Genomic DNA, 23437 nt, shown 5'->3' with positions numbered 1-23437 from the left:
AGGACTTATTGGCAAATATCAACAAAGCTATTCAGCTTTGATATATCTTGTTTCTCTTCATTGGAAATCAGTTTAGCATTATATTTGTCCAATAAGCAGGATTATTCTGCAGGACACCATCTGTCAAAATAGAAAGCGGATGATTCAAGATATGTACACTTTATCAACAAAGGGCAAAACGATATCCATTTTCCCAAGTCTTGAAGCAACTGCGCCTATTGTCTATCTCAACACCTTCTCTGACGAGGGTCAGAAGGTCTATGAGGCCGCACAGGCTGCTGGTTGTCCACCGTTTACTTTGGTATCCATCAGTGATCTGGACTGGAACCACGACATGGTGCCCTGGGACAGTCCACCTGCTTTCAAAAATGCTGAGCCCTGCACTGGTGGTGCGGACGAATATCTGCGTCTCCTCACCGAGGAGATTATTCCAGCGGCAGAGAAGAAGATTAACGGAGTCCCTCGTTGGCGAGGGATTGCTGGGTACTCTCTGGCAGGGCTGTTTGCTTTGTATGCCATCTACCGGACAGATCTCTTTTCACGGGTTGGTAGCATGTCTGGCTCTCTCTGGTTTCCAGGGATGAAGGAGTATATCTTCTCACATGAGCCAAAGCGCTGGCCGGACTGCATGTATTTCTCCCTGGGTGACAAGGAGAGCAAAACTCGAAACCAGGTTCTGCGAAATGTTCGACAGAACACAGAGGAGATTCACGCCTTCTATCGAGGCAAGGGCATTGACACAGCGTTCCAGCTGAATCCAGGCAATCACTATAACCAAGCTGTGGAACGCACAGTTGACGGCCTTTGTTGGCTCCTAAGCAGGTGAGTTAGGCCCTCCTCCCGCCAGGCTGTATTCTTTGTATAGGCGTGTTAAAAATTGATACGCCTGACTTGAAAATACTTCTTGCTTCTCTGCCCCGGCAGAGGTACAATACCCCAAACTTAAACATGAAAAAGAGCCCTTCTGGACAGGCGGCGGCAGCGGATACCGCACCTGGTCGAGAAGGGCTCTTTGACCACATGTTTGACCACAGACAGCGCCGGAGCACTCGGAAACAGTGGAATTAAGAGCGGCAAAGAGTGAGTGGAATGTAGCGGAAATGGTTAAAAACTATTTAAAATCACCAGAAAAAATTTGGTTCAACCGTTTGGGATCATTTTAGGAATCAGAAACGAATAATCGTGAAAAGATTACCAATAACCTCTCAAAGCGCGGACAACTCTCTTAAAGCTTGGAAAATAGTTATATACTTTTATAAAAATAGACCATCACAAGTGGAGGAAGAAATTCTTCTGAAGAAGACACTAACGTGAGAAAGATTTGAAAAATTAGTGTTAAATGCTTTTATTTCTCTTATAATAATTGGATTTTTGAGCATTAGGATTTGTTTATAGCCCGTATCTCTCGGTTTGTTGGTTCAAAGGCCTATTTTTAAATATGCATTATAGCGCCTATGTCTTTGTTTATTGTATATTAAAAAGTGATATGCTTAACGCATCCCCAAATTGTGTTTTGAAAATTTAAATCTCGTTAAACATTTTTTCAGTATATTTTACGATCTAAAAGCATAGGTCGATCGTTTCTATACAGTTAAAAATAGTACACAGGATTTAGTCTTACTGTATATTATTTACTATCTTTTAGGTAAATAAGGAGCAATTAAACGCTTTTCATTATTGTAAAATAGAGTTATCTATTAAAAGCACCTATAAATGCAGCAAAAGGAAACAGAAACAAAATCAAATATTCAATATAATCAAAGATTCGTGCCAAATTTGCAAAAATTTTATTATACCACGAAAGGTTTTCCCACCTATCTTTAAACCCCTCTTTGTTGGAAAGTTTTTTGCAACTACGATAATAGTCCATCTCAGTGCGAAGTTCCATACAATCAACAATTTGATGGTATCTTTTTACATAGGCATCGTATATCTTACATTCATCTTTCCACAAGTCAGCATCATTATATTTGAAAAGTTCTTTCTTTAGTCGTTTTAAGTCATCTAATGCTTTTACTGCGTTTAGGGCACGTTCAGAATACTTTGCAAACGATATTAATAGTGAGGCAACCAAAACAACAATTGACATACTTACAGTAAGAAAATCAAACAATGCTCGATATTTAATTTGTTCTCCAAAGAAGAATGGTGTCAAACTAAATAAAATTGCGAAAACACTATAGTATGTAACAAAAAACTTTGAGGCACAGTCTCTCAAATGCAACCGTTCATACATCTGTGCATAATTTGATGAAGTTACTTCAATGTCACGCTGGATAGCATTTAATAAATTAACTTCTTTAATTTTGTCATCCATTTCAATTCCTCTTTTTATTACCAATAAAGAATATCAGTAGTTAAATCACGATTTGCAATATAAAGTGATTTACAGAAATGACGGTACAAACTTTCACCAACGCTATCTTCAAATAGTTTTTTATTGTATTGGTCACCTAAACCATATTTTAAATCAACGACGCTTAAATTGCAGGTAATTTCATACATAACATCTTTATTCTGTGACACTTTTTCTCTATCAAGAATATAGCCATCCTCATTTTCTGTAAATTTACTCTTACAAAATGCCATAAAAAATGATTTGCAATTCTGAAAAATAATTTTTCGCTGCTCAATGTCTTGAATATGAGTATGAATAAGGCATGAGACATACCTATCTAATATTTTTAGAGAATCGATGTTGTCAATTTGGCGAGGTAGAGATGTTTGAATCCAGCCGTATCTACCTTTCTTATCTTTAGCAGGATTCTGGTAGATGTAACCTGTTATGAGTAAATTAAGCCTTTCTGTTAGAGCTTTAAGCGCACGGTCTTTTTTTGCGTATAGAGGATGGTTTCGTGTTTTAGATACGCGTCTATACCACATAAAAAGTTCGTCTAACTGTGCTTTGACTCGCGCTAACTGTGCTGCAGAAATACAAATATTACGGCCGTTTATGCTTGTACCTAAAAAATCTACTGAATCTTTGTTGAGATCTCCTTCTGAAATTTTATCTGGGTTGATCACTAATCCATACGTAGATTGAAGATTGAATATCGTCTCTTTTCTTATATAGTTGTGTGTATTTTCGTCTGAGGTCAATATGAGGATGTCATCAACATATCTAATAAAGCAAACAAAACCCTTAAAAAATGAGCTGCAATATTTCTCATCAAGTTCTTTTAGATATCGTTCCGCCAATATAGAAGAAACAGAAATACCTTGGGGAACGCCTTTTCCATTAGGAACATCTATTGATAAATCCATTGTATAGAACAGTTTTTTTATAAGAAAAATAAAATGTTCATCTAAGCCGTCTTTCTCGAGCTGAGAAATAAGCAACTGCCTATTAATAGAATCAAAATAATTACTAATATCAAGTCTTAAAAAATAATTATACTTAAAGTTGCCAGAAGATAATTGTTCATTAATTGCACCGTGGATTATAGAAAGTACACCATCACGGGTTTTTGTGGGGGAATACCCTCTTTCATCATAATATTGATACAAATACTCAGACATCAATTTTGCTACAAGTCGATCTCTAATAGAGGATTTAAAAATTAGACGAGGCAATTTATAATGCTTTTTTGCTTTAAGCATTATTTCAAAACGGGTAAACTTATATTTATTGTTTGAAATACGAGTCTTGATTTCTCCGATTTCCTGAGGAAAGTGAGTTTTAAAACTTTTGTAACTAATTTTATCTGCACCGGGCTTTGAGCGGCTGCAGTGCTCGGCTAAAACTTTCGCGGGAACATCGGTATCGAAAATATCAACGAACTCCATAATAACCTCCAAAAAAGAAGCAGGGGTATATACGATCGATAACACCGGTTTCTCCCCAGTCTATGTAAAGTGTAAGGCCATAACTCAGTTGGTCTTTCCAACTGCAAGATCTCCCCTGCTTCACTTATAATTCTATCAAAATTTCCACGAAAGTCTATAAATGTTTTGTCCGATTGCGCAGAAAAATATTTTTATAGAACATGCTTGTACCAGACTATTTGAAATATTTGTGACAGATTAATTTAACACAAGCATATCTGCCTAAAGTTTTCTTCATGTGCCAGTACAAAATTAAGGAGCAGTTTCCTGTAAAAAACAAACAAATGGAAACTGCTCCTTTGCACAAAAAGTGTTTTGAGACACACGTGAGCTATTACACTATGATCTCTACCCGGCTGCCTCCGGTTTTCTCCTTCGTTACAACGATCTGCTTCTCTATTTTTTCTTTCAGTTCCGTCACATGGGAGATAATGCCTACCAGACGTTTTCCTTCCGTAAGACCCGTGAGGGCCCGGATGGCTTGGGCAAGGGACTCCTCATCTAGGGAGCCGAATCCCTCATCCACAAACATGGTGTCCAGTCGAATTCCCCCCGCGGCGGACTGCACTTCATCAGAAAGTCCAAGGGCTAGAGAAAGGGATGCCTTGAAAGATTCGCCGCCGGAGAGAGATTTCACGCTGCGCTCGGAGCCATTGTAGTGGTCGATAACATCTAGTTCCAGGCCGCTCTGGCTGCGGTTATTGTCCGCCTCCATCCGGCGCTTGAGCTCATATTGGCCGCCGGACATGACCAGCAGCCGGAGATTGGCCCGCTGGATGATGCGGTCAAAGAAGGTCATCTGGATGTAGGTCTCCAGAGCGATTTTTTCCCGGTCCCGCAGCCGTCCGTTCACGGTATCCGAGAGCACCTGCAGCCACTTGTACTGTTTTTCCGACTGTTCCAGGTCCGTCGCTTTCTCACAGATGTTTTGTAGTGCGGTCTGGTTGGTAACCAGGCGGGTATGGATGGTTTTCTGCGCCTCACTTATCTCCGCACGCTGCCGGGTCAGTTCGTCGCTTTTCTGCTGCAATACCTCCATATCCGCTGTCTGTGCGCTTTTTAGAAAATCCTCCTGTTCCCTGATTGCAGCATCGGCAGCGGCTAACTTCTTCTGCCGGTCTTCGGCTGTTCTGCGGGCTTGTTCCAACGCATCAGCAAGTGTCCAAAGTTCCTCCTGCAATGAAGAAATTTTCTGCTGGGCACTAGCCTGATCCGGGAAAGGTAGTCGGTCACGCAGTGTTTGAATCTGTCCGGACAGTTCCGCCTGCCGACTTCTGGTACCTGCCAGGTCTTCACTTTGTTTTTTGGCGGAGTCCTCCAACATCCGCAGTTCCTGTTCAACCAGAGGGATCTTCTGATTCAACTTCTGCTTTTTTTGTAGTTTGTCCCCAAATTCTTGCTCCAGTTTCGCCATTTGTGCGATTTTCTCCGTCACCTCAGATATAGCCTGGGTAATTGCCTCAGGAGCGTCTTCCAGAGAGCAAGCCTGTAAATGGGCTAATAGTTCCCGATGAAGGTTGTCCTCCAACTGCGCTCGCTGTCCGTCTAGCGTACCCTGAGAGACCTCAGTCCGCTTGATGCTTTCTTTCATTTCCGCTGCTTGCTCTTCCAACTCTGTCAGATACTCTGCTTGGCGGGCAATTTCCTGTTCCAGTTCTGCACGATGGGTGAGTTGGGCCTCCTTCTCCAACAGCACCTGGTGCAGCCGGGCCAGTTCTTTCGCCCCATACGTCTGACAGGCGACAAGTTGTTCGCGGGCTCTGCTCAGAACCGGCGAATCAATATAATCTGTCATTGCCCGAATCAACTGTTTTTCCTGCTCTTCGAGGGTAGCCCGTTGCTTTCCGGCAGCCATGCTAGTATCCTGTGTTTTCTGCTGCGCCTCTTCCCATGCGGCCTTGGCTTCCTCCAATTCCGCCTCGGTAGGGGCATCACCGGACAGCTGGGCGGGGGTAGGATGATGGAGAGAGCCGCACACCGGGCAGGGCTGGCCTTCCGCCAGCGACTGAGCTAACAGGCCGGCCTGTTCGTCTAAAAAAGCGCGATTTTTCCATCGGTAAGTTTCCTCCAACTGTTCGGACCGCTCTCTGGCCTGTTCGTAGTCCGACTGGGCTACTTGCAAAGAGGTTTCCTCTTCGTTGTATTTGTCCAGTTCACATAGCAGATCAGCCAAAGCCTGTTGTCTCTTCTGAGCCTGATCCTGGCGATGGAGGAGTTCCAATTTTTCTTCGGAAAGCCCGGCAGAGGCCTGGAACGTCTCCTGGTTGGCCCGCAGGCGCTCCCTTTCTTCGGCCAATCGGGCGGCCAATTCCGTCTGTTTTTGGATCAGTTCCTCATGTTGATGCTGCTCAGTATTGATCTTCTGAAGGCATACCTGCCATTGCTCGATCTGGGATTTCAAAGCGGCCAGTACGGCTTGGCGGCCTTCGGCCTGATCTCGCTCACGTAGCAGGCGTTCCTGCTCTGCATCCACCAAGGCCAGCCCATCCAGTTCTTGTTTCCACTTTCCCAGTAAGCCTTCCTTTTCAGTTTGCTCCTCTGCCTGCTGGCTGCATGTTTTCTCCAATGACCCAATGCTCTCCACCAAGGCAGTCAGAACCGCCTCCTGATTGGACAGTTCCTGATACCGGGGCAGTTCCGCCTCCAAAGCGGCCAGTTCTTTCCTCAGGGATTCCTGACGGGGCACCTTTTCTTGCTCCGCATCCAGGGCTTTCTGCGCCGCCTCCGTCTGCAATGCCAGCGTTTCCCGCTCTTTGCGATCCTGCTCCAACTTTTCTCTGACCTTTTGAGCTTCCTGAGCCTTCCCCAGCAGGGTGGAGGTCTCTTTTAGTGTGCAGTCTAGACGGTCCAAATCCTTCTGACAGGCTCCTTCGGCCTCCTGATCCTGATCGATCAAACGCTGGATCAGCTCAACGGTTTCCTGAAGGGGAAGATCTCCTGACTGAGCTTTCAGCAGGTTGGGCCGCAACAGATCATCTTCTTGACAGACTACGCCACTGATGTACTGCTGCACGCTGGCCCGAGCAGCTTGGCAGTCCCGCTGAAGTTCAATGGCCTGGCCCTTTACTTTTTCCTGAAACACCATGTAATACCGGGTCTTGAAAATTTCCCGGAAGATCTCCTGACGACTTTTGGTATCAGCCTGCAGTAGCTTGCGGAAATCTCCCTGCGCAATCATGGCGATCTGAGAAAACTGGCTGCGGTTGAGGCCGATGATTCCGGTAATCTCCCGTGTGACCTCTCGGGCTTTGGTAATCAGACGGCCGTCTGGGAGATGCAACTCCGCATCTGCTTTCTGGATTGTCGTACCGCTACCCTTTTTTGCGGGACGCTCATACTCCGGATTCCGGCGGACGGTATAGGTTTTTCCACCGTAGGAGAATACCAATTCCACCTGGGTGGGTGTTTCAGGCTTGGCATATTTGGAGCGAAACATAGATGGGTCCCGGTCATCTCCGCTGGGTTCTCCGTAGAGGGCATAGGTGATAGCATCGAAGATGGTAGTCTTACCCGCACCGGTGTCCCCAGTGATCAAGTAGAGCCCCTGCTCACCCAGCTGTTCCAGATCAATGGCCACCGTCCCTGCATAAGGCCCAAAGGCGGATACAGTCAATTTCAGTGGTCTCATTCCTCACCCTCCTCCCAAATTTGCTCCATCCACATCCGGGCGAAAGCATGTTGTTCCTCGCCCATAGGCTGTCCATTCTGTCGCGTATAAAATTCCTCCAGCAGCTCCAGAGGTGATTTGTGCTCTGCGTCTTCCGCTCCATCCAGACAGATTCCCGCACGGGTACGTTTGTTGTCATAGTCCAGCTTCATCAGGTAGGGATAGATGATCTGGAGTTTACGCACAGCATCCGGAATGTCCTCCTCATCTGTGAGAGTTATGTGGATATAGTCCTCTTGGTAGCTTGTCCCCTCATAGAAACCGCGGAAGGTCAGTTCCTCATAGGTACCACGCAGTTCAACCATATCCCGCCGGGGAACAAGGGGCACCGTGCGGACGGATACGGCTCCCTTCGTCCCCAGCTCCACCACTGTTACAGACTTCTGATGTCCCGCCTCCGAAAAGGAGTATTTCAGAGGAGTGCCGCAGTAGCGCACCGTCTCCCGGCTCACCTGTTGGGGGCCGTGGATGTGGCCCAGAGCCACATAGTCGAAGTGCTCAAAGACAGACACATCCACATTGTCTGTCCCGCCCACGGACAACTCCTCCGAGTCGCACCGGGTGGCGCCGGTAACGAACTGGTGGGTGACCAATACGTTTCTTTCTACTTGGTCCACATTCATGGCCTCAATGGCCACACACAGGGCGTCCGTATAGGTGGAAATCTCCTGTTCGGGGAAGCAGCGGCGTACATGGGCCGGTTTCACAAAGGGCAAAAGATAAACTTTTACTGGACCATATTCGTCGATGAGCGTAATGGGAGTAACCTTGCCGTCATAAACTGGAGCCAGATAGACGCCGCTACTCTCCATCAGCCGGCCACCAAAGGCCATGCGCTCCGGAGAATCATGGTTGCCGCTGATCAGGAAGAGTCGAAGGTTTCGTTTGGACATTCGCACCAGAAAGTCATCCAATAGAGCTATTGCCTCAGCGGAAGGCACCGACTTGTCATAGACATCTCCAGCAATTAGGACCCCGTCCGGTTTCTCTGTATCAATGATATGGAGGATCTCTGTGAGGATGTATTGTTGATCCTCAAGCATGGAAAACTCATTGACCCGCTTACCTAAATGCAGGTCAGAGAGGTGAATGAATTTCATCGAAATACCCCCTAAAGCATCAGTGTTCGGAACCATGACTATCACATCGTATTGGTCGGGCCAAAGCCGAGTAATTGATATGTAGTTTTTTCCATTATACTGAATCAGCAAATCTATAGCAAGGTAAAACACCTCCGGTGAAATCAGGTGACTTCGCAGGAGTTATTCTTTGTATAGGCGTGTTAAAAATTGATACGCCTGGCTTGAAAAAATACCTTGCTTCTTGGTCTCATCGAAGGTACAATACCCCAAATACAAACAGGGAAAAGAGCCCTTCTAACCAGGTAACGGCACCTGGTCAAGAAGGGCCCTCTGACCACATGTAAGACCACAGACAGCGTCGGAGCACACGAAAACAGCGGAAACAAGAGCGTTAAAAAGTAATTGTTTTGGAGCGGAAATGACTATAAACCACTATAAACAACCACAAAAAATGCCGAGAATCTCTTTGGGACCATCAGGCCGGGAGTTCGAGTCTCCCATCTCGGGCCAAAGGTGAATGACCCAACCTAAACTGAACAAAGAGATGTCATTGTTCAGTTTAGGTTGGGTCATTTTATGCCAGAAGCCATTGTGGCACAATGGCTTCTGGCTCTCCTATTATAGAGGCTCTATAGTCACTCAATAAATACAAACAGGGCAAAATCAAAACGCAAAACGTATAAACGGCAGGATTCGCGCCCCTCTGATGTCACTTGTACTTCCCTCATACGTTACCTTCCATGAAAATATCTTCCACTTGACATGGAGTCAAATTCTTCAAAATGGGTCAATAAAGCTAAGTTATTCATTGCTCGGGATGGTACACGATGATATAATAATTAGAATAAAAACCGATTTGATTATAGCACTAATAACGTAGTGCCTGAAGGAATTACTAACATAAATGTTGTAAAATTGCATTTTTCATTTGGAAATGCAGAAGTAGTGAACCGTGGATTCAACCTATACAATACTCTTATACTTGGTTTATAGGTGATTAGACTTTTTTCGTTCCTGTTTTATAAAGATTTGGGTTGTAGATTGGATTGAAAACGCAGTAAATATTCTGGTTTGTTGTCGAATTAAGTCTATCTTTATAGCGAGTCGTTTGGTATAATACTTGCGAAAGCACTTGATTCAAACTCATGATAAAAATTAGGGTAGGATAATGCATTGTTAGAAAAACGAGTTTCTTCTGACATAGTTTGAAAGGACATATATGGATTCAAGAGATCACTTTATTGAGGATACAGATATTCGACACGAAAAAATTGTTTTGACTTGGAGAGCATCTGCTTTTATTGAGTCCTTGCCGAATGAGATGACTATTCAGGAGGTACTACATTCCAATACTTTTGATACTAAAGCAGATATCAGGAGTTACTGGAGCGTTCCTGAGCGTCTGGTGGATATACGCTGGTTATCAGATCGCCAAAGGGGAAGAGAACAGGATTTAGAAGATGGTAGCTTTTCCTCATATGTAAAATTAGAGTATCGACTATACCGTATAGTAACAGCTCTTGGAGAATTAGTCGACAGTTGTGGGAAAACTATAAAAAAGTTCAATGAGAATCTCAGCACCCAGGATGATAACTTGCTTAGCAAATGGCAACCGGAGGAGCCTTTTCTGCTGAGATGCTTTTTAGAAGCAGGCGAGGAAAATGGTACGACTCTTTCCGCAGAAGATCTCAGCCAGCTCTATGAGATGGCAAAAGAGTTTTCCCATATTCATGTAACAGATGCGCGAAGAAAAAATCTGCAGAGGTCTGCCCAAAAGCTCCAGAAAGATCTTGAAAAAACCTATGGCAGCGATTTGGGGGAACTCTCTTCTCTTGATTTGTTCCATTCGAAAGAACGCCAAGTGACCTATAATCGCGTGCGTGATTTCAGCAAAAAGGTTTATGATTTTTTAGTCAATCAGGCGTGGCGGGAGGAGAATCCCGCTCTCCGCAGACTATCAGAACTAGAAGAATACATTCGAAAAGTACATCCCGATTGGAAACCAGAAGGAACAGATAGATGGTCTGAGCATTATCAGAAATCCCTCTGGAGTGGATTGCAATCTCTTGCAGATGATGCCTGCCAGATGATCAATGGAAATGGCACAGTGGGAAGCGCAAGTTCGATAGAGGATTTGCTTAAGAGAGTAGATAATGCAATTCAAACCCTTGATTTAAGTCCAAAAGAAAAGACAAACTTATATAATGAATACATAAAAGATAAGAAACGATGTGTTGCATTGCTGGACATTCAAAATGGTCCCCGAATTTTGGCTTTCAGCGGCTTTTGGGATTGTGTGGATACGCAAGTACAAAACACTCTTGGATGTTCTGCCAACAATCTGGTGGCGTTTCAGAATATCAGTAGCTATATCAAAGTAGATTTAGCTATTTTTTCCGCTGATGTTGTAGACAGAATTATCCGTTGTAAAATTGATCGAAATCTACACTTGATACAATATGGCCCCATGCGTGCTGAATTGCCGTCTGTATTTGATAAAAAGCAGGCAGACAGTATAAAAAAAGATTATTCCTGCTGTGAACGAAAGATCTTGGCAGAAGTTGCGTCACGTGGCGGCATCAAAACTCCTACGGATGCGGAGCTATATGTCAAATTTCAGCCTTGCCTCAGTTGCTATGGAGCACTGACAGACTGGTCCCAGGCAAATGCTATCCGGCTTACTATTGATTATCCAGAAATGTAAATAGCTTTTGCTCACCCTACTTTCAATGTAAAGACGATTTCTATATTCGTTGGTTTTGACTTTTTCCTGGCGGTACAATTTGAAAAGGTCGCTCGCTGTAAGGTTGACTATGACCAAGTGGGAACTCACAGTAAATCTATCCCCTACGTCTTTCGACCCACAATTAAAATTTGATACCTATTCCTAATTTCAAAAAACGATTTCAGAGTTAGCCTCATCTAGACATCTTAAGAACGATGATATTTCATTTTGGGACATGGGGAGGAGTATTAAACAGCTTTCTTAGACTGTCCACTACTTCTACCCTCATTTTATAGGAGAACGCCTTGTTATTTCAGGCTTTCTCTTTTCTCATGCACAGCCCGGTAATTTATATCGTAAAGATAAAAGTCACAAGCTTGGTGGTTGAAAAACGAAAAATACCAAGCTTTGAACCCTTTGTCCAGATCAGCCTGTCCGCTCTTTCCTTTGCACATGGAGCAATTCGCACCCATCCGGTGTCTTGTGGTTGAGCGTGCTGTGGGGGCGCTTAGTGTTATAAAATTCTATATAAGTATCAACGCTTTTCATGAACTGGCGCTTAGAGTGATACTGTGTCCGATAGATCTCCTCCCGCTTTATGGAGGCAAAGAAGGACTCTGCCACAGCGTTGTCATGAGGACGGCCGGACTTCGAGAAAGACTGGAGAATCTTGTTCATGCGAAGCAGTTTCCGGAATGTGGTGGATGTATATTGTGGGCCCTGGTCGCTGTGAAACATCAGCTGCTGGGGCTCGTTTCTGTTCCGATATGCCTGACGAAAGGTAGAGGTGACCAGATAGGTGCTATTCTTTGGCGATACTCTGTGGACCACTACTTTACGTGAGAAAAGGTCGAGGATTACGCAGATATAGAGATACTTGCCTCTAACCTTAAAGCAAGTGACGTCGCTGACCCAAACATGGTTCGGTTCATCCACTTTGAATTGCCGCTGTAACATGTTCTGCTTTTTTGCCAGCCGCTCACTTTTCTGATAATCGCGTTTGGAGTAGATGGATACACTTTGTAATCCCATTTCTCTCATCAGTTCAGCCACATACTTGGGCGAAGTCCGAACGCCTCGATCGGCTAACACAGCAGCGATTTTGTTTGCGCCAAACCTTTGCGGGCTCTCATCGAAAGTTGCTTGGATATGCTCTTTCATCTCTACTCTGCGTTTATCATAGGCAGTTACCTCTTTTCGCCGGAAGATATGGTTGTAGAAGGTACCGCGGGATACACAAAGCGCCTCGCATAAGGCATGGACACTATACTGACCATGCAGTTTGGCAAGCTCTTGTAGCTTTTCTTGAAGCGGCGCTGAAACCGTGCAGTTGACCCTTTGAAGAATCTCAATCTTCTGCTCCAACTTTTGAAGTTTCTGTTTCGTTTTAATAAACGCCTGCTAGCTGACGGCATGACCGGAGTCTGTCATGGTCACAGTGTACGGCTTGATCCATGTATAGAACGTACTTCTGGCCACGCCGGAGTCGGCACAAATCTCGGCGACAGATTCACCGGCCCGGTAGCGGGCAACCAGAGTTTGCTTTTCCTCTATGCTGATGCGCATGGTTTGATTCCTCCTGGAAAATGGTGTAGAATATCATTGTAGAGAAGGAAATTCAATTTAGCTATGGTACGATTATAGTACGGGAAATGCGAGAGATGAGTTATTATTCTACAAAAAGGAAACTTGCGTACTTATAATGATGCGCTTTTTGGTGATTGGCATGATTTATGACAGGAGGATTGTCTGATATGAGTTATTGCATAGCTTGGAAAAAGAATGAGCAAGTCTTTATGTTGTCGGAATCCGCTATATCCTCCTTTGAAGATGATATACAAGCAGGCATCAGTACCTTTGGAGAGGTTCAGGGACTGTATGGGAAGTACTATGTGCAGGAAGGTTTGCTTAAAATCATAAAGATAAATGATGATTTTGTCTTGGGAGTTTCTGGAGATGTGCCAACGATAATAGAATTGTTGACACATGTTTACAGTCTTCGGGAGATGTTGACATTGGAAATCCTTCGGAATATCATCACGAATAATTATCAAGACAGAGGGATCAGTGCGATCGTGGTGGAAAAAGGTCGGCATCCTCAAATTTATTTGTTTGAGGAGAACCGTTTTTCCTGTACAGACAGATGCGAGATTGGAGCCGGAAGAAAAAATGCTTTTTTTTCTGCAGATATCAATCAAATAATCGATCAGGAGTATGCGGAAGGTGATGAACACGACTATTTGGCAAAGGTGATCGGTTGCGCACAATGCTACTCAATAAAAAACCGCTGCATACAGGAAGGCTACGGCGGAACATTTTATGGCGTCGTTATAGGCAGTAAGATAGAGTGGTTCCGTGATATGGGCTATTATATCTTCAAAAAGGACATCCAGGACGGATTTTTCACATCTGTTATTAACCGGCGGGACAGCGTGTTTTCCACATCAAATTTTTCGGACCACACGATATTTATGCTGAATTTCCTCATGGATAAGGAGGTTTGGGAGAATCCGTACTTCAAGCGCGCTGTCATGAAATCTCTGCATACAAAAAATCCATTTTACTTCTTTATATATTCCAGCTATTATCATGTGGCCTTTTATATCAGGATGAATAGCGAATCTCAAAACTTCTTTTTAAAAAGATGGATCAAACGAAACAACGATGATGTATACTGCGCATTCGCATTCAGACCTGAGTTGGAGGAAATGTGTGTGAAGTATGCGAACGAGACAAGCAAACTCCCCACACTGGTTGAACTTCCGTCTATCCGCGAGCCCTATATGCCGCATGAGCTGGCCAAATCTTTTTGCGATATTCCGGACAGGCTGTCTTCTGATGTCCAAAAACACATGGACTTTGATTTTTCGTTATACAGCGTTCCGGGATATGATCTGAACTGTATTGTTCCCATCAAAAGAGCCATATCTGAATATCACAACTTGGTATTGGTAGATTTTCATTACTTCTACAGTGTGTGCAATGAGATATATGGCCGATATCACAAGCTGCACGATATAGATGTTAGTAAGATGGACCTGCGCCCCCTGGTGTCCTTGTTTTTAAACCAGATAGCAGAGAACGATTTCGATAAATATTTGCTCGTGTTTGTGAAAGAGGTCGGCAGAAGTGAATGCTTGGACGGTGTCGATTTATCGTGTCTCCTTACCACATATAAAAATGTTGAATTTATTGAAGTGCCCAATTTTGAAACGGATCTCTGTGGAACGCTGTTCCTGCTGTTCAAAAACTATTACCTGAATGACCGCTTTTTTCACCTGGACAAATTTGTTATTGCCGCTGACAATATCAAGGTCAATGGACTCTTATCAGCCATAACTCCCGAGTTTAACTTCGGCAATTCAAACCCGGATATTGTACTGATAAGAAATATGAATGGAATGACCGCAATAGATGGCCGTTTTCGTTATGCTGTGATTGATTATTGGATTGTTGCGGCGTTTGGAATACCATTTGAAAGCCTTGGAATGTTAGATGCATTGCTCGAGAATGAGTGTGGTGACGCGTTTTACTCTGATCAGTAAACATTTTTGTTGAAGACTATCCAAACAAGTAATATTACAAGGTTGAACATTTTGCTTCCTTGGCTGACCCTGCCTAGTCTGAACAAATTGTTGCCATTGTTCGGATTAGGTGGGGTCAATTTGTGCCTGAAATCCTTGTTATATCAAGGGCTTCAGGCTTTTTGCTCGTTTTTGCCTGGTGTCACTTGCAAAACACAAACAGCGCAAAACTGAAGTGGAAAACGTGTAATCGGTGAGATTCGAACCTCTCTGATGCCACTTCTGTTTCCCTCATGCGTTGCCTTTCATAAAAACATCTTCTACTTGACATGGGGTCAAATTTTTCAATGTGTGATGTGGTCGCTGAGTATTATAGAACTCAATATAGGAATCAACTCTCCACTTGAAGTCCGCTTCAGATGTGTAGTTCTTACGATAGGCTTCCTCCTTTTTGAATGTGGCGAAAAAGGATTCAGCCACGGCATTGTCATGAGGCTTGCCGGAATTGGAAAATGATTGTACTATAAAGCGTTCATGAAGTAATTGCCGGAAACGACGAGATGCATATTGAGAACCTCTGTCGCTATGAAAAATAAGCTTGGCTTCAGGAGTGCGTTGTTCCCAAGCTATTTTGAACGTAGATGTGATCAACTGAGTGCTATTCTTTTTTGAAATCTTATAAGCGATGACCTTACAGGAAAACAAATCTAAAATCATACACGTGTAAAGATAGTGATTCCCTAACTTAAAGCAAGTGACATCACTGACCCAAATTTGATTTGGCCGGTCTGCCTGGAATTGCTGTCGGAGAATATTCTTTTTCCTCTGGCTCATGGAGTTTTAAATAGTCCTTCTTGGCAGTTGTACGGATGCTGGACAGCCCCATTTCGCACATCAGTTTTGCCACATATTCTTTGCTGACTCTGTTGTCCGCGTTGAGCAAGGATTGTACGGATTTTCTCAGCACCCAACACTTGTCGATACCCATTGAACACCTCACGAATCAAAGTACAGTATTCCTCCCGACGCTTCTCAAACCAGGCATTGCCCCGCTTATTGCGAAGGATATGGTTACTTTTAAGGTGTGCGATCACTGCCACGGGAAGATGTTGCCGCAGATGATGAACCAAATATTTCAATTTAACGGAAAAGAAATAGAAATTAAAGGTATCCAAGGTTACAGATGTGAAAGCTGCGGAAATGAAGTCTATGAAGCGAAAGAAATCCAAATGATTGACAAGATCATTCGGGTCATGAATGATAAACCAGCTGTTGGCATCTTAAATCTGGAGGAAACAGCAGACTATCTGCGTGTTAGTAATCAAACTGTTTACAATATGATTAAAGATGGCCGAATCAAAGCATACAATATCTAATTTTCTCTACTGGTCTTCCACATAATAATTTTGGAAAATGCTACCTAAAACCCATATTCTGTGCTATACTGACATAAAAATATAAAAATTGCTGTGTGAAAACGAGAAAAGATTTGCCAAAACATACTGAACTGTATTTTAGGTACAATTTAGAGGGGAGAATGGAATGGCATCAGAGGTACAGAAAACGATTGAAATCAACAACACTCCGATAGGATGGACGAAACTAACGAAGGAAATTAAGACTTATACGCAACTGACGGTCCATACGTCTATAAAAAACCAATTGGATGATCAGCAACTTTTTTGTTTACGCTACTGTTTTGTAGAGTTGGATCGCCTAGACCAATACCATCTGGTACGATACCCTTTTACTCTTCAAATTAGAGTAGAGAAAGAAAGTGATGCATTCCGGATACAACATTATCTAGCCGTGATGACCGCTCTGCGGAATATTAATCTGGAGATTTTTTGCGGGAAGCAGATTATCCGTGGCCGGCGTAACCTATCCTACGATTTCTACCGCATTCTCCCCCTGCTTTGCATAGGGACAGAGAACCGGAAGTGGATGATTCCCTACTTCGCTATGGTAGATCCAGGGGACACCACAGAAATTCAGGATTTGGATGTAAAAGATTTTCAGCAGAAGCCTCTGGTGTTCCCTGAGAGCAATGGAGAAACGAGCAGCCTGCTGCGCTGGCTTTGTATGCAAAATTTGTGGCGTTTACAGCGAGATATGTCCGGTGCGGGGAAAGAGACCATGAGCAGAGAGGACAAGCAGGCCCTGAGTCGGGCCCTGCTGCGGTATTTGAACAGCGAACTGCCCCGCCTAGGTTTACTGGCGAGGCTGATTTGGACCATATTTCTGCGCAGTCTTTCCGACAGTAAGGATTTGTTTTATCGAGACGATAAAAAATGTTGGCATATCGATATGGAGACCCTGCGCTGTACCCGCCTGGATGCCGTCTCATATGCCGAGGGGCTTCTCCAACTAATGGAAAATGCCTGCCTTCACAGTCAGATGCAGCGCAGCTACATATCCGTCCGCATCAGCGATGTCAACATCATGGCTGAAGGACCGCTGCGAGTGGCTGAGGCTGCCCAGACCCGTCTGGATATTTACCGGCGCCAGGGCAGATTGTGGACAGATCATGCCGAACAGGGGCAGACCGGTGACTCTAGGCAGGCAAGGCTGTCCCTGGACTACACGCTGGACCGATACACAAAGTTCTGCCTAGAGTTCTCAGTACTCAATGACGCGCGGTATGTCTCGAAAGGAGGACACGAAGAACTTTGGGGCATTGTCAGAACCTTCGCCCATAACCGGGGCATAGCAGACTTGACCGACATGTCCCTGAATCAGGTCTTTTCTTATCGCTGTAACGCAGAGCATACGGAGGACATTGCCAAACATTATGGCCTGCGGTTGTTGGAAAAGACGGTCCAGCTGAATGGGGGCCTTTTCAGCGTTTTATCTCCCGGAATGCTTGGGCAACAGACACGATACAGTTCCTTTTCCCAAGCCCAGGTAAAAAAATGCTACGACCAGATAAAGTCTGATGAGCCCTACACGGAATTCAACGTCTTACTTCCGCTTCACCCCCATTGGAACGATATACGTGAGTCCTCTGAGCGAAGTTCTCCGCCCGAGAGCCTTTTGCAGTTGGAAACATTGAGGGGACCAGAATACCGCCCAAGAGTACTTCGCTTACAGGCACAGGCCGTCCGGGACAAACAGGGGCCATTTTTCCAGGAGAGCGTTCAGCTGATGCCTCCTGAGTCTCCGTTTCTGCCAACGAGGCCATCTATCCAAAACCGTCAGAATACATGGTTCCACAACAAAGAGAATTTGATTACCCAGCTTTATAAGGAACTGAATGACTGGATAAACAATCTCAATGATCTCTGGCTGTTGGATCTTATGCTGATTAGAGACGTTGTCTTTTCGGAGATTCTGGCCAAAGCAATTTTTTATCTACTAGTGAAACGTCAAAAGCAACAGGAACCTGTGTTGCTGGCCTTGATGCTTCCTGATGAGATGTTTATCAGTGAGATAGTTCGTATGTTTTCTATTTTTTATGATAAACAACTCAGTGATGTACAATGGATGGGCGAGAGCCAGATTGCCCTTTGCAGCTATCAAGAGGAGCACAGCTGCTACTTTCCTCAGGTTCATTTTCTCTTGGCTGGAAAGTGTTCTGGTTCTGCGCGGGTCACAGCGCGTACATTTGCCTACTACAACACTGGTCCCAGTTTGGAACTGCTGCCGCAAATTCGTTATCTGACCCGAACGGAGCAGGAGACGGCAGTACCACAGTTCCCCTTTGATTTGTTCCTCACAGCCTCACTCCAAGCTCCGCAAGATCAAAGAAGCTGGTTTTTGGAGGGAATGGAGCGAGCGCTAGAACAGGACCTGTGGAAGCGTCCCTACGGATGCCAACTGAAAGATATCCGGGTTCGGCTTCACTCGAATATCTACCTCTCCAGTTTCTATGAGGCAGAGCTTCTATTTCACAACGTGGGGATTATTTACCGATTTTCTCACTTGATTGTCCGCCATTTGCTGACACAACTCTCCGAGCATTCAGATCGGCCTCTGGTGGTGGTAGGGTATGAGTTTTACTCCTCGGTGCTTACCGAACAGATTGCACAGTTGCTGACGAAAGAAGGGGAGAAAGCACAGTATCTAATTTACGCCAACAGCCAGGAGGATGAGCGGATTCATCTCTCCCCTCAGCTAAAACAAATGCATCCAAACGACCGGGAAGATCTTCTCAATCATGGAGATTATGTGGTGATTTTACCCATTGGAACCACCATGTCCACTCTGTACCACATTATGGATGAGATCCAAGCCCGGTGGGCGGATAGCCGTTTTCCTTATGAGAACTATGTCCTAATTTTGGTAGGAGAGGATTCAAAGAATATTTCTCCCCGCTACTGGTATTTGACCGATACCCATCAGATCACCCTGTGCCCCCAAAAACAGGGTGATCCTGAGACTCGTTGTCGTTTCCTCCTGTCGCCCCAAGCTCAGTGGAGTGAAATGCGCCACGATCCCCATGGGACAGGAGAGGATGAAGCTGTGCTGGTCTATGTGGACAAAACCTCTACCAGGCCAAAGGAAATTTTCTTGTTAGAGGACGCCCATTTTCAGGGTACATCCCACTTTTTGACCGATCCACAGGAAAACGACCGGCGGCTTGCGCTTCTCAAAGGCTTGGTATACTATGGCCATATTGCAGAGGGAAATAACCACTTTCAGTTCTATGTGGATATGGAACGGTATTTTTCCCGTGCCCAACGGAAAGATCCGGAAAATAAACGGAAAACCGTTGACCAATGGCTCCAAGGCCTGCGCAGCGCAGTTGATCCCAATGCCTACAATATCATTGTCTCCCCCCTTCACAAGGAGGACTCTCCCTTTGCAAAGGCGGTTATTGATCAAGTCTTTGAGCACAGTCTGCGTTTCCTTCACATGAATCTTTCGGATACCTACCGGGAGGATGCGCGAGCAAAGTTCAGCTATATTGCTGATGAGTACCGGGAAATTCGGCAATTTGATCGAGTGAAACCTGTAAATGTTTACTTTGTCAATACTGCCATTACCTCAGGATCCACATTGATCAGAGCCAGGAATTTGGTCACCATGCTGATGGCGGAATCCGGGATGCCGTATGACAGAGAAAGTATTTTCAAAGGTTGTTTTGTCCTCATTAACCGCAGTGCCTATGACACACTGAACTCATATGTGAAAGACCCAGAACAGCATTTTTGGGCCTATCTTCATCTGGCAGTTCCTTCTTTCAACAGCAGGCGCGATCGTTGTCCAACATGTGAATTGACGGAGCAGTACCGCATCTTGGAGAATAGTTCGGCAATGAACGAGCTAGGCCATGAGTTCCGCCGTCTACAACTCAAACACAAGAAACGAACATTGAAAGAGTACCAGTCCTGGCTGGAAAATACGGTAATGTACAGTGGCGGCTACGCCGGGTGGCTTCGGCAATGGCTGTACAATTATGTCAGAGAGCCACACCGTACACGCTCCGGTTACCATGTGGGTATTTTTACGGTAGATCCTGATGCCTATTCAAACCTCTTGGCGTTGTATCATTTGCTGCAATGGGGCGTAGAGGAGTTTCTGAATGAAAAGAAAATAGATGAAAACAATCACTGCGAGAACAGTGAGAATTTTCTGAAGCACATTCACACCTTTACTCTTTACGACCTAGAGCGCCTAGTAAAGCGGCATTCTCAAGACGCATCCGCTGCTGTGGGAGACCGCCCACAGTGTCTCAAGTCGGAATACTGGGTACGAGTCCTTATTGATATCGTCTGCGCACAAAAGAATTATTTGCGTATGACTGCTATACACCGTTCCTTTTTAAAATTGGACACCATCGCGGGGCATTTGACCACAAGTATCCCAGAACGTGCTCGCCAAACCTCCATGATTTTGGCAGAGCTCATGGAAGAACAGTTGAGAGAAGTAGAATCTCCGGCACTCAAAGCAGAATGGCTAATTTCCTTTATTAAAGTTCTTTCTCGCCCTCACTTAGCCCAGTATCACCATGTTCGCCAGGGCATTCTGACACTTATGCTCCATCTTACGGCCTATGCTATCGGCGCATCGGATTACCTCCCTAAACATCTTACGTTTGCCCGACCTTTCTTGCGGGAAAGTAAGGTGGAAATAGATGAGGTGATACGTAGCCAGGTTCTGCAAACTCTGCTAAAACGTTTGGCTGGGCTGCAGTCCACATATTTTCTGCATCGGAACAACATGGAACATGTGATATCGTCATTTGACCGTTTGCGGAAGAGTTTCCTGGCCAAGGAAATAGAGGGAGCGTGGGAATACAAATGCTCTAACCCCGTTCCCACCAGCATACAGGTAGAACAAAATATGATCAAACTGGTCAAATGGACATCCTCTTACGGAGACGATGAAAACGGATGCCATTTGATTGAGGCAAGTTTCCTGAATCCGGAGGGAGGGAATTGAAATGGATAACGGATTAGACCGTATGTATCGGAGCATGATCCTTGAAAATACCCGTCTGCTAGTCAAGGGACTAGAGCGCCTTCATCAGGCTTATGATCTGGAGCAGGTTAGGAACCACCAGCAGTTGGAAAATCCATGGCAAATGGATAAGCTTCGCCAATTTATTAAAACGTCTTATCAGAATAGCCGTGATGGAGAGAAGTTTCTGTATCAGAATCCGAATGCAGAACTTTTTCGTTTTAGAAAACTCTCTTCTCTCCAGAAGGAGGATGCTACTTGTCTGAGTGGGATGCTCCTACTTTATCATCAGCTACAGGTTCTTGAAGGTATTCCTGTGGATCAGCTTTCCGATGCCTATGAGACTTTGTGTAATAGTATCCGCATTATTCAAGGTGCGGATATGTGTTATCTGGTATTCCGTCGTCAAACTGATACCCGTATTCTCTGTGCCTCATCGGTCAATCGGGAGTGTCTGGATTCCCAGTTGGGCAGTCGGGAAGCAGAAAAGTTACTGGACCGACTTGTCAAGAACGAAGAAATCCAGACAATTACCGAGGGTGTCTATCTGGAAAACGGCGTGGAGGTTTTGGATGGGAGAAAGCCCCTCGAAAACTGGCAAGATGTACAGTTTCTGCTTCTTCCCATCCTACTCTATGATGCTCAAGGTGCTAATCGAGAAGAGCAAACCTATCTGATCTGCCAGCGTAAAATAGAGAATGCCTGGAACCCAGATAGTCCTAACACCTTGCTTAGGGTACGAGATACACTTTTTCTGCGTGGGCAGCTGGCTCAAGCTCTGATGCGAGATCTATATAGTTTGTTGGCAGGGCTTCGGGAATACCGAGACATTAGCCGTCGAAGTAAAGAGGGGGATCCGTTACAGATCCTACATATTTCTGACCTTCATGTGACTGAGAAAAATTGTCAGGTAATTAAGAAAGCTATTACTCGGTTAAAACTGGAAGATGGCCCCTTTGATTTCCTAGTCATTACCGGGGATGTGGCCCAGGGGCGCTCAGCTGCGGGTGATTTGGAACGGCACTATGACTGTGCAGCTGAAGTGATCCGCGCTTTGGCATTTCGTATGTGGAGTGAGATTGAAGGTGGGGAGCAGATCTTACGTCAGGATTGGAAGCGCCGGACCATAATCATTCCGGGCAACCACGACTATGCGTCTATGAACGAATTGGAGACCCAACACGGTGAGAATCATCGTGCTAGCGCAGGAGGTAGGCCTGCAGCTAAAGAGGGCAGCGCTATGGCCAAATTCACCTACTATATCAATTTCGTGCGCAAACTTTTGGATGAGGACATTGGTGAACTGATTGATAGCAACTTGAACGAAGTACGCCGGTACGACAAGATGGGGGTGGACTTTCTCTGCTTCAATACCAGCATTATGGCTAACCCTGCCCGGAACAACAAGGTTCATTTGGACAAGGACTTTGCTCAGCAGGTAATCCATCGTCTTACCTCAGAGTCTAAAGAACGGTTTCTCATTTTTCTGGGACATCATGGTCCTGGCTATCCAGTAGATTATGTTTCCGACGAATACTTGGAGCGCTATATCTGCCGCAACATCACCAAACAATATGCAGAGGGGATCAAAAAGGACCTAGATTCTGACCGTCAGTTGGCGCTTTCCCAGCTTAAAGATTCCTTGGAGAAATTGGAATACACCAGTGGAAAGTCCCTACTAGACAATGATTTTATCCAGGTGTGGCTACTTGAAAACGAGGAAAAGACCCTGCCGGACGCCATCAGGAATAAGGTGATACGCCGCAGAAAGAAAACCCGCCTTTATCATGAGTTAACATTCCTGCTGGAGCAATTGAGCCGAGAGGAAACAGAGCGCAGTATTAACGAGCGATACCAGAAGATCATTGCAGAAATCAGACGCACGGAACTTCTGTCCCAAAATGACCAACAGGCATACAGGATGGTATTTGAGCAGTTGAATCAAGGTCTAGCCCTCACTGCTTGCCTGTCTGGACATACGCACGAATGGAATATGGATAGAGTCCGCAATCACTATGTTGCCAAACGATTCCAGTGGGAACGGATAGAACAAAAGCCAGGCAGCGACAAATTGGAACGGAAAATTTCTCTGCACTATGGCGTGTGTAAACTTACCTGGGGTGAAGAAAAGCCAAATGTTAACTATGAGCAATGGGATGAAGATGTGCTTGTAACCTAAAATACACTAAATACAATATTGTATTTAGTGTAT

The 23437-nt window shown here is 44.9% G+C and carries 13 protein-coding genes; 6 read left to right on the top strand and 7 right to left on the bottom strand.

Annotated features, from left to right (window positions below; all coding sequences use genetic code 11):
* The first annotated feature begins 151 nt into the window (after window positions 1–151).
* Entirely contained in the window at window positions 152–826 is a 675-nt protein-coding gene (locus HMPREF1546_RS02030; RefSeq protein ID WP_083490941.1) for an alpha/beta hydrolase, read from the top strand.
* A gap of 864 nt (window positions 827–1690) precedes the next feature.
* On the opposite strand, the gene HMPREF1546_RS02025 is transcribed toward HMPREF1546_RS02030, so the two are convergent.
* The 4 genes from HMPREF1546_RS02025 to HMPREF1546_RS02010 form a co-directional block, all read right to left on the bottom strand.
* Complete coding sequence (locus HMPREF1546_RS02025; protein ID WP_021748290.1) at window positions 1691–2317, bottom strand: SLATT domain-containing protein; 627 nt, start codon at window positions 2315–2317, stop codon at window positions 1691–1693.
* 17 nt (window positions 2318–2334) lie between these two features.
* Complete coding sequence (locus HMPREF1546_RS02020) at window positions 2335–3786, bottom strand: reverse transcriptase/maturase family protein (protein WP_036629743.1); 1452 nt, start codon at window positions 3784–3786, stop codon at window positions 2335–2337.
* 373 nt (window positions 3787–4159) lie between these two features.
* On the bottom strand, window positions 4160–7453 hold the full coding sequence (locus tag HMPREF1546_RS02015; RefSeq protein ID WP_021748292.1) for an AAA family ATPase: 3294 nt from the start codon (window positions 7451–7453) through the stop codon (window positions 4160–4162).
* Window positions 7450–8592 carry an exonuclease SbcCD subunit D gene (locus HMPREF1546_RS02010; RefSeq protein WP_036629744.1) on the bottom strand — a complete coding sequence of 381 codons (1143 nt, stop codon included), beginning with the start codon at window positions 8590–8592 and terminating at the stop codon, window positions 7450–7452. Before HMPREF1546_RS02010 ends, HMPREF1546_RS02015 begins: the two co-directional genes overlap by 4 nt.
* 1201 nt (window positions 8593–9793) lie before the next feature.
* On the opposite strand from HMPREF1546_RS02010, the gene HMPREF1546_RS02005 reads away from it, so the two are divergent.
* Window positions 9794–11278, top strand: a complete 1485-nt coding sequence (locus HMPREF1546_RS02005; protein ID WP_021748294.1) for a hypothetical protein — start codon at window positions 9794–9796, stop codon at window positions 11276–11278.
* Window positions 11279–11725: 447 nt separating this feature from the next.
* Here the strand turns inward: HMPREF1546_RS02005 and HMPREF1546_RS02000 are convergent, their stop codons facing one another.
* Together HMPREF1546_RS02000 and HMPREF1546_RS19480 are read right to left on the bottom strand one after the other, a co-directional pair.
* Window positions 11726–12691, bottom strand: a complete 966-nt coding sequence (locus HMPREF1546_RS02000; RefSeq protein ID WP_301546139.1) for an IS3 family transposase — start codon at window positions 12689–12691, stop codon at window positions 11726–11728.
* 9 nt (window positions 12692–12700) lie between these two features.
* On the bottom strand, window positions 12701–12865 hold the full coding sequence (locus HMPREF1546_RS19480) for a helix-turn-helix domain-containing protein (protein WP_021748296.1): 165 nt from the start codon (window positions 12863–12865) through the stop codon (window positions 12701–12703).
* Between the two features lie 188 nt (window positions 12866–13053).
* Here HMPREF1546_RS19480 and HMPREF1546_RS01995 point away from each other — a divergent pair, with 188 nt between their 5' ends.
* Window positions 13054–14844 (top strand): hypothetical protein, encoded by a 1791-nt coding sequence (locus HMPREF1546_RS01995; protein WP_021748297.1) that lies wholly within the window; start codon window positions 13054–13056, stop codon window positions 14842–14844.
* Between the two features lie 270 nt (window positions 14845–15114).
* On the opposite strand, the gene HMPREF1546_RS01990 is transcribed toward HMPREF1546_RS01995, so the two are convergent.
* Window positions 15115–15657 carry an IS3 family transposase gene (locus HMPREF1546_RS01990; protein WP_021748298.1) on the bottom strand — a complete coding sequence of 181 codons (543 nt, stop codon included), beginning with the start codon at window positions 15655–15657 and terminating at the stop codon, window positions 15115–15117.
* A 35-nt stretch (window positions 15658–15692) separates the two neighbouring features.
* Here HMPREF1546_RS01990 and HMPREF1546_RS19475 point away from each other — a divergent pair, with 35 nt between their 5' ends.
* The 3 genes from HMPREF1546_RS19475 to HMPREF1546_RS01975 all read left to right on the top strand — a co-directional run bounded on the left by HMPREF1546_RS19475 (window position 15693) and on the right by HMPREF1546_RS01975 (window position 23404).
* Window positions 15693–16199, top strand: a complete 507-nt coding sequence (locus tag HMPREF1546_RS19475; protein ID WP_021748299.1) for a helix-turn-helix domain-containing protein — start codon at window positions 15693–15695, stop codon at window positions 16197–16199.
* Between the two features lie 166 nt (window positions 16200–16365).
* Entirely contained in the window at window positions 16366–21207 is a 4842-nt protein-coding gene (locus tag HMPREF1546_RS01980; protein WP_021748300.1) for a hypothetical protein, read from the top strand.
* Between the two features lies 1 nt (window position 21208).
* On the top strand, window positions 21209–23404 hold the full coding sequence (locus HMPREF1546_RS01975) for a metallophosphoesterase (protein WP_021748301.1): 2196 nt from the start codon (window positions 21209–21211) through the stop codon (window positions 23402–23404).
* Window positions 23405–23437 lie beyond the last annotated feature (33 nt).

Source organism: Oscillibacter sp. KLE 1745, assembly GCF_000469445.2.
Taxonomy (GTDB): Bacteria; Bacillota; Clostridia; order Oscillospirales; family Oscillospiraceae; genus Oscillibacter; species Oscillibacter welbionis.
Note: the sequence above shows the minus strand (reverse complement) of the source record. Positions and strands in the feature narration are given on the sequence as shown.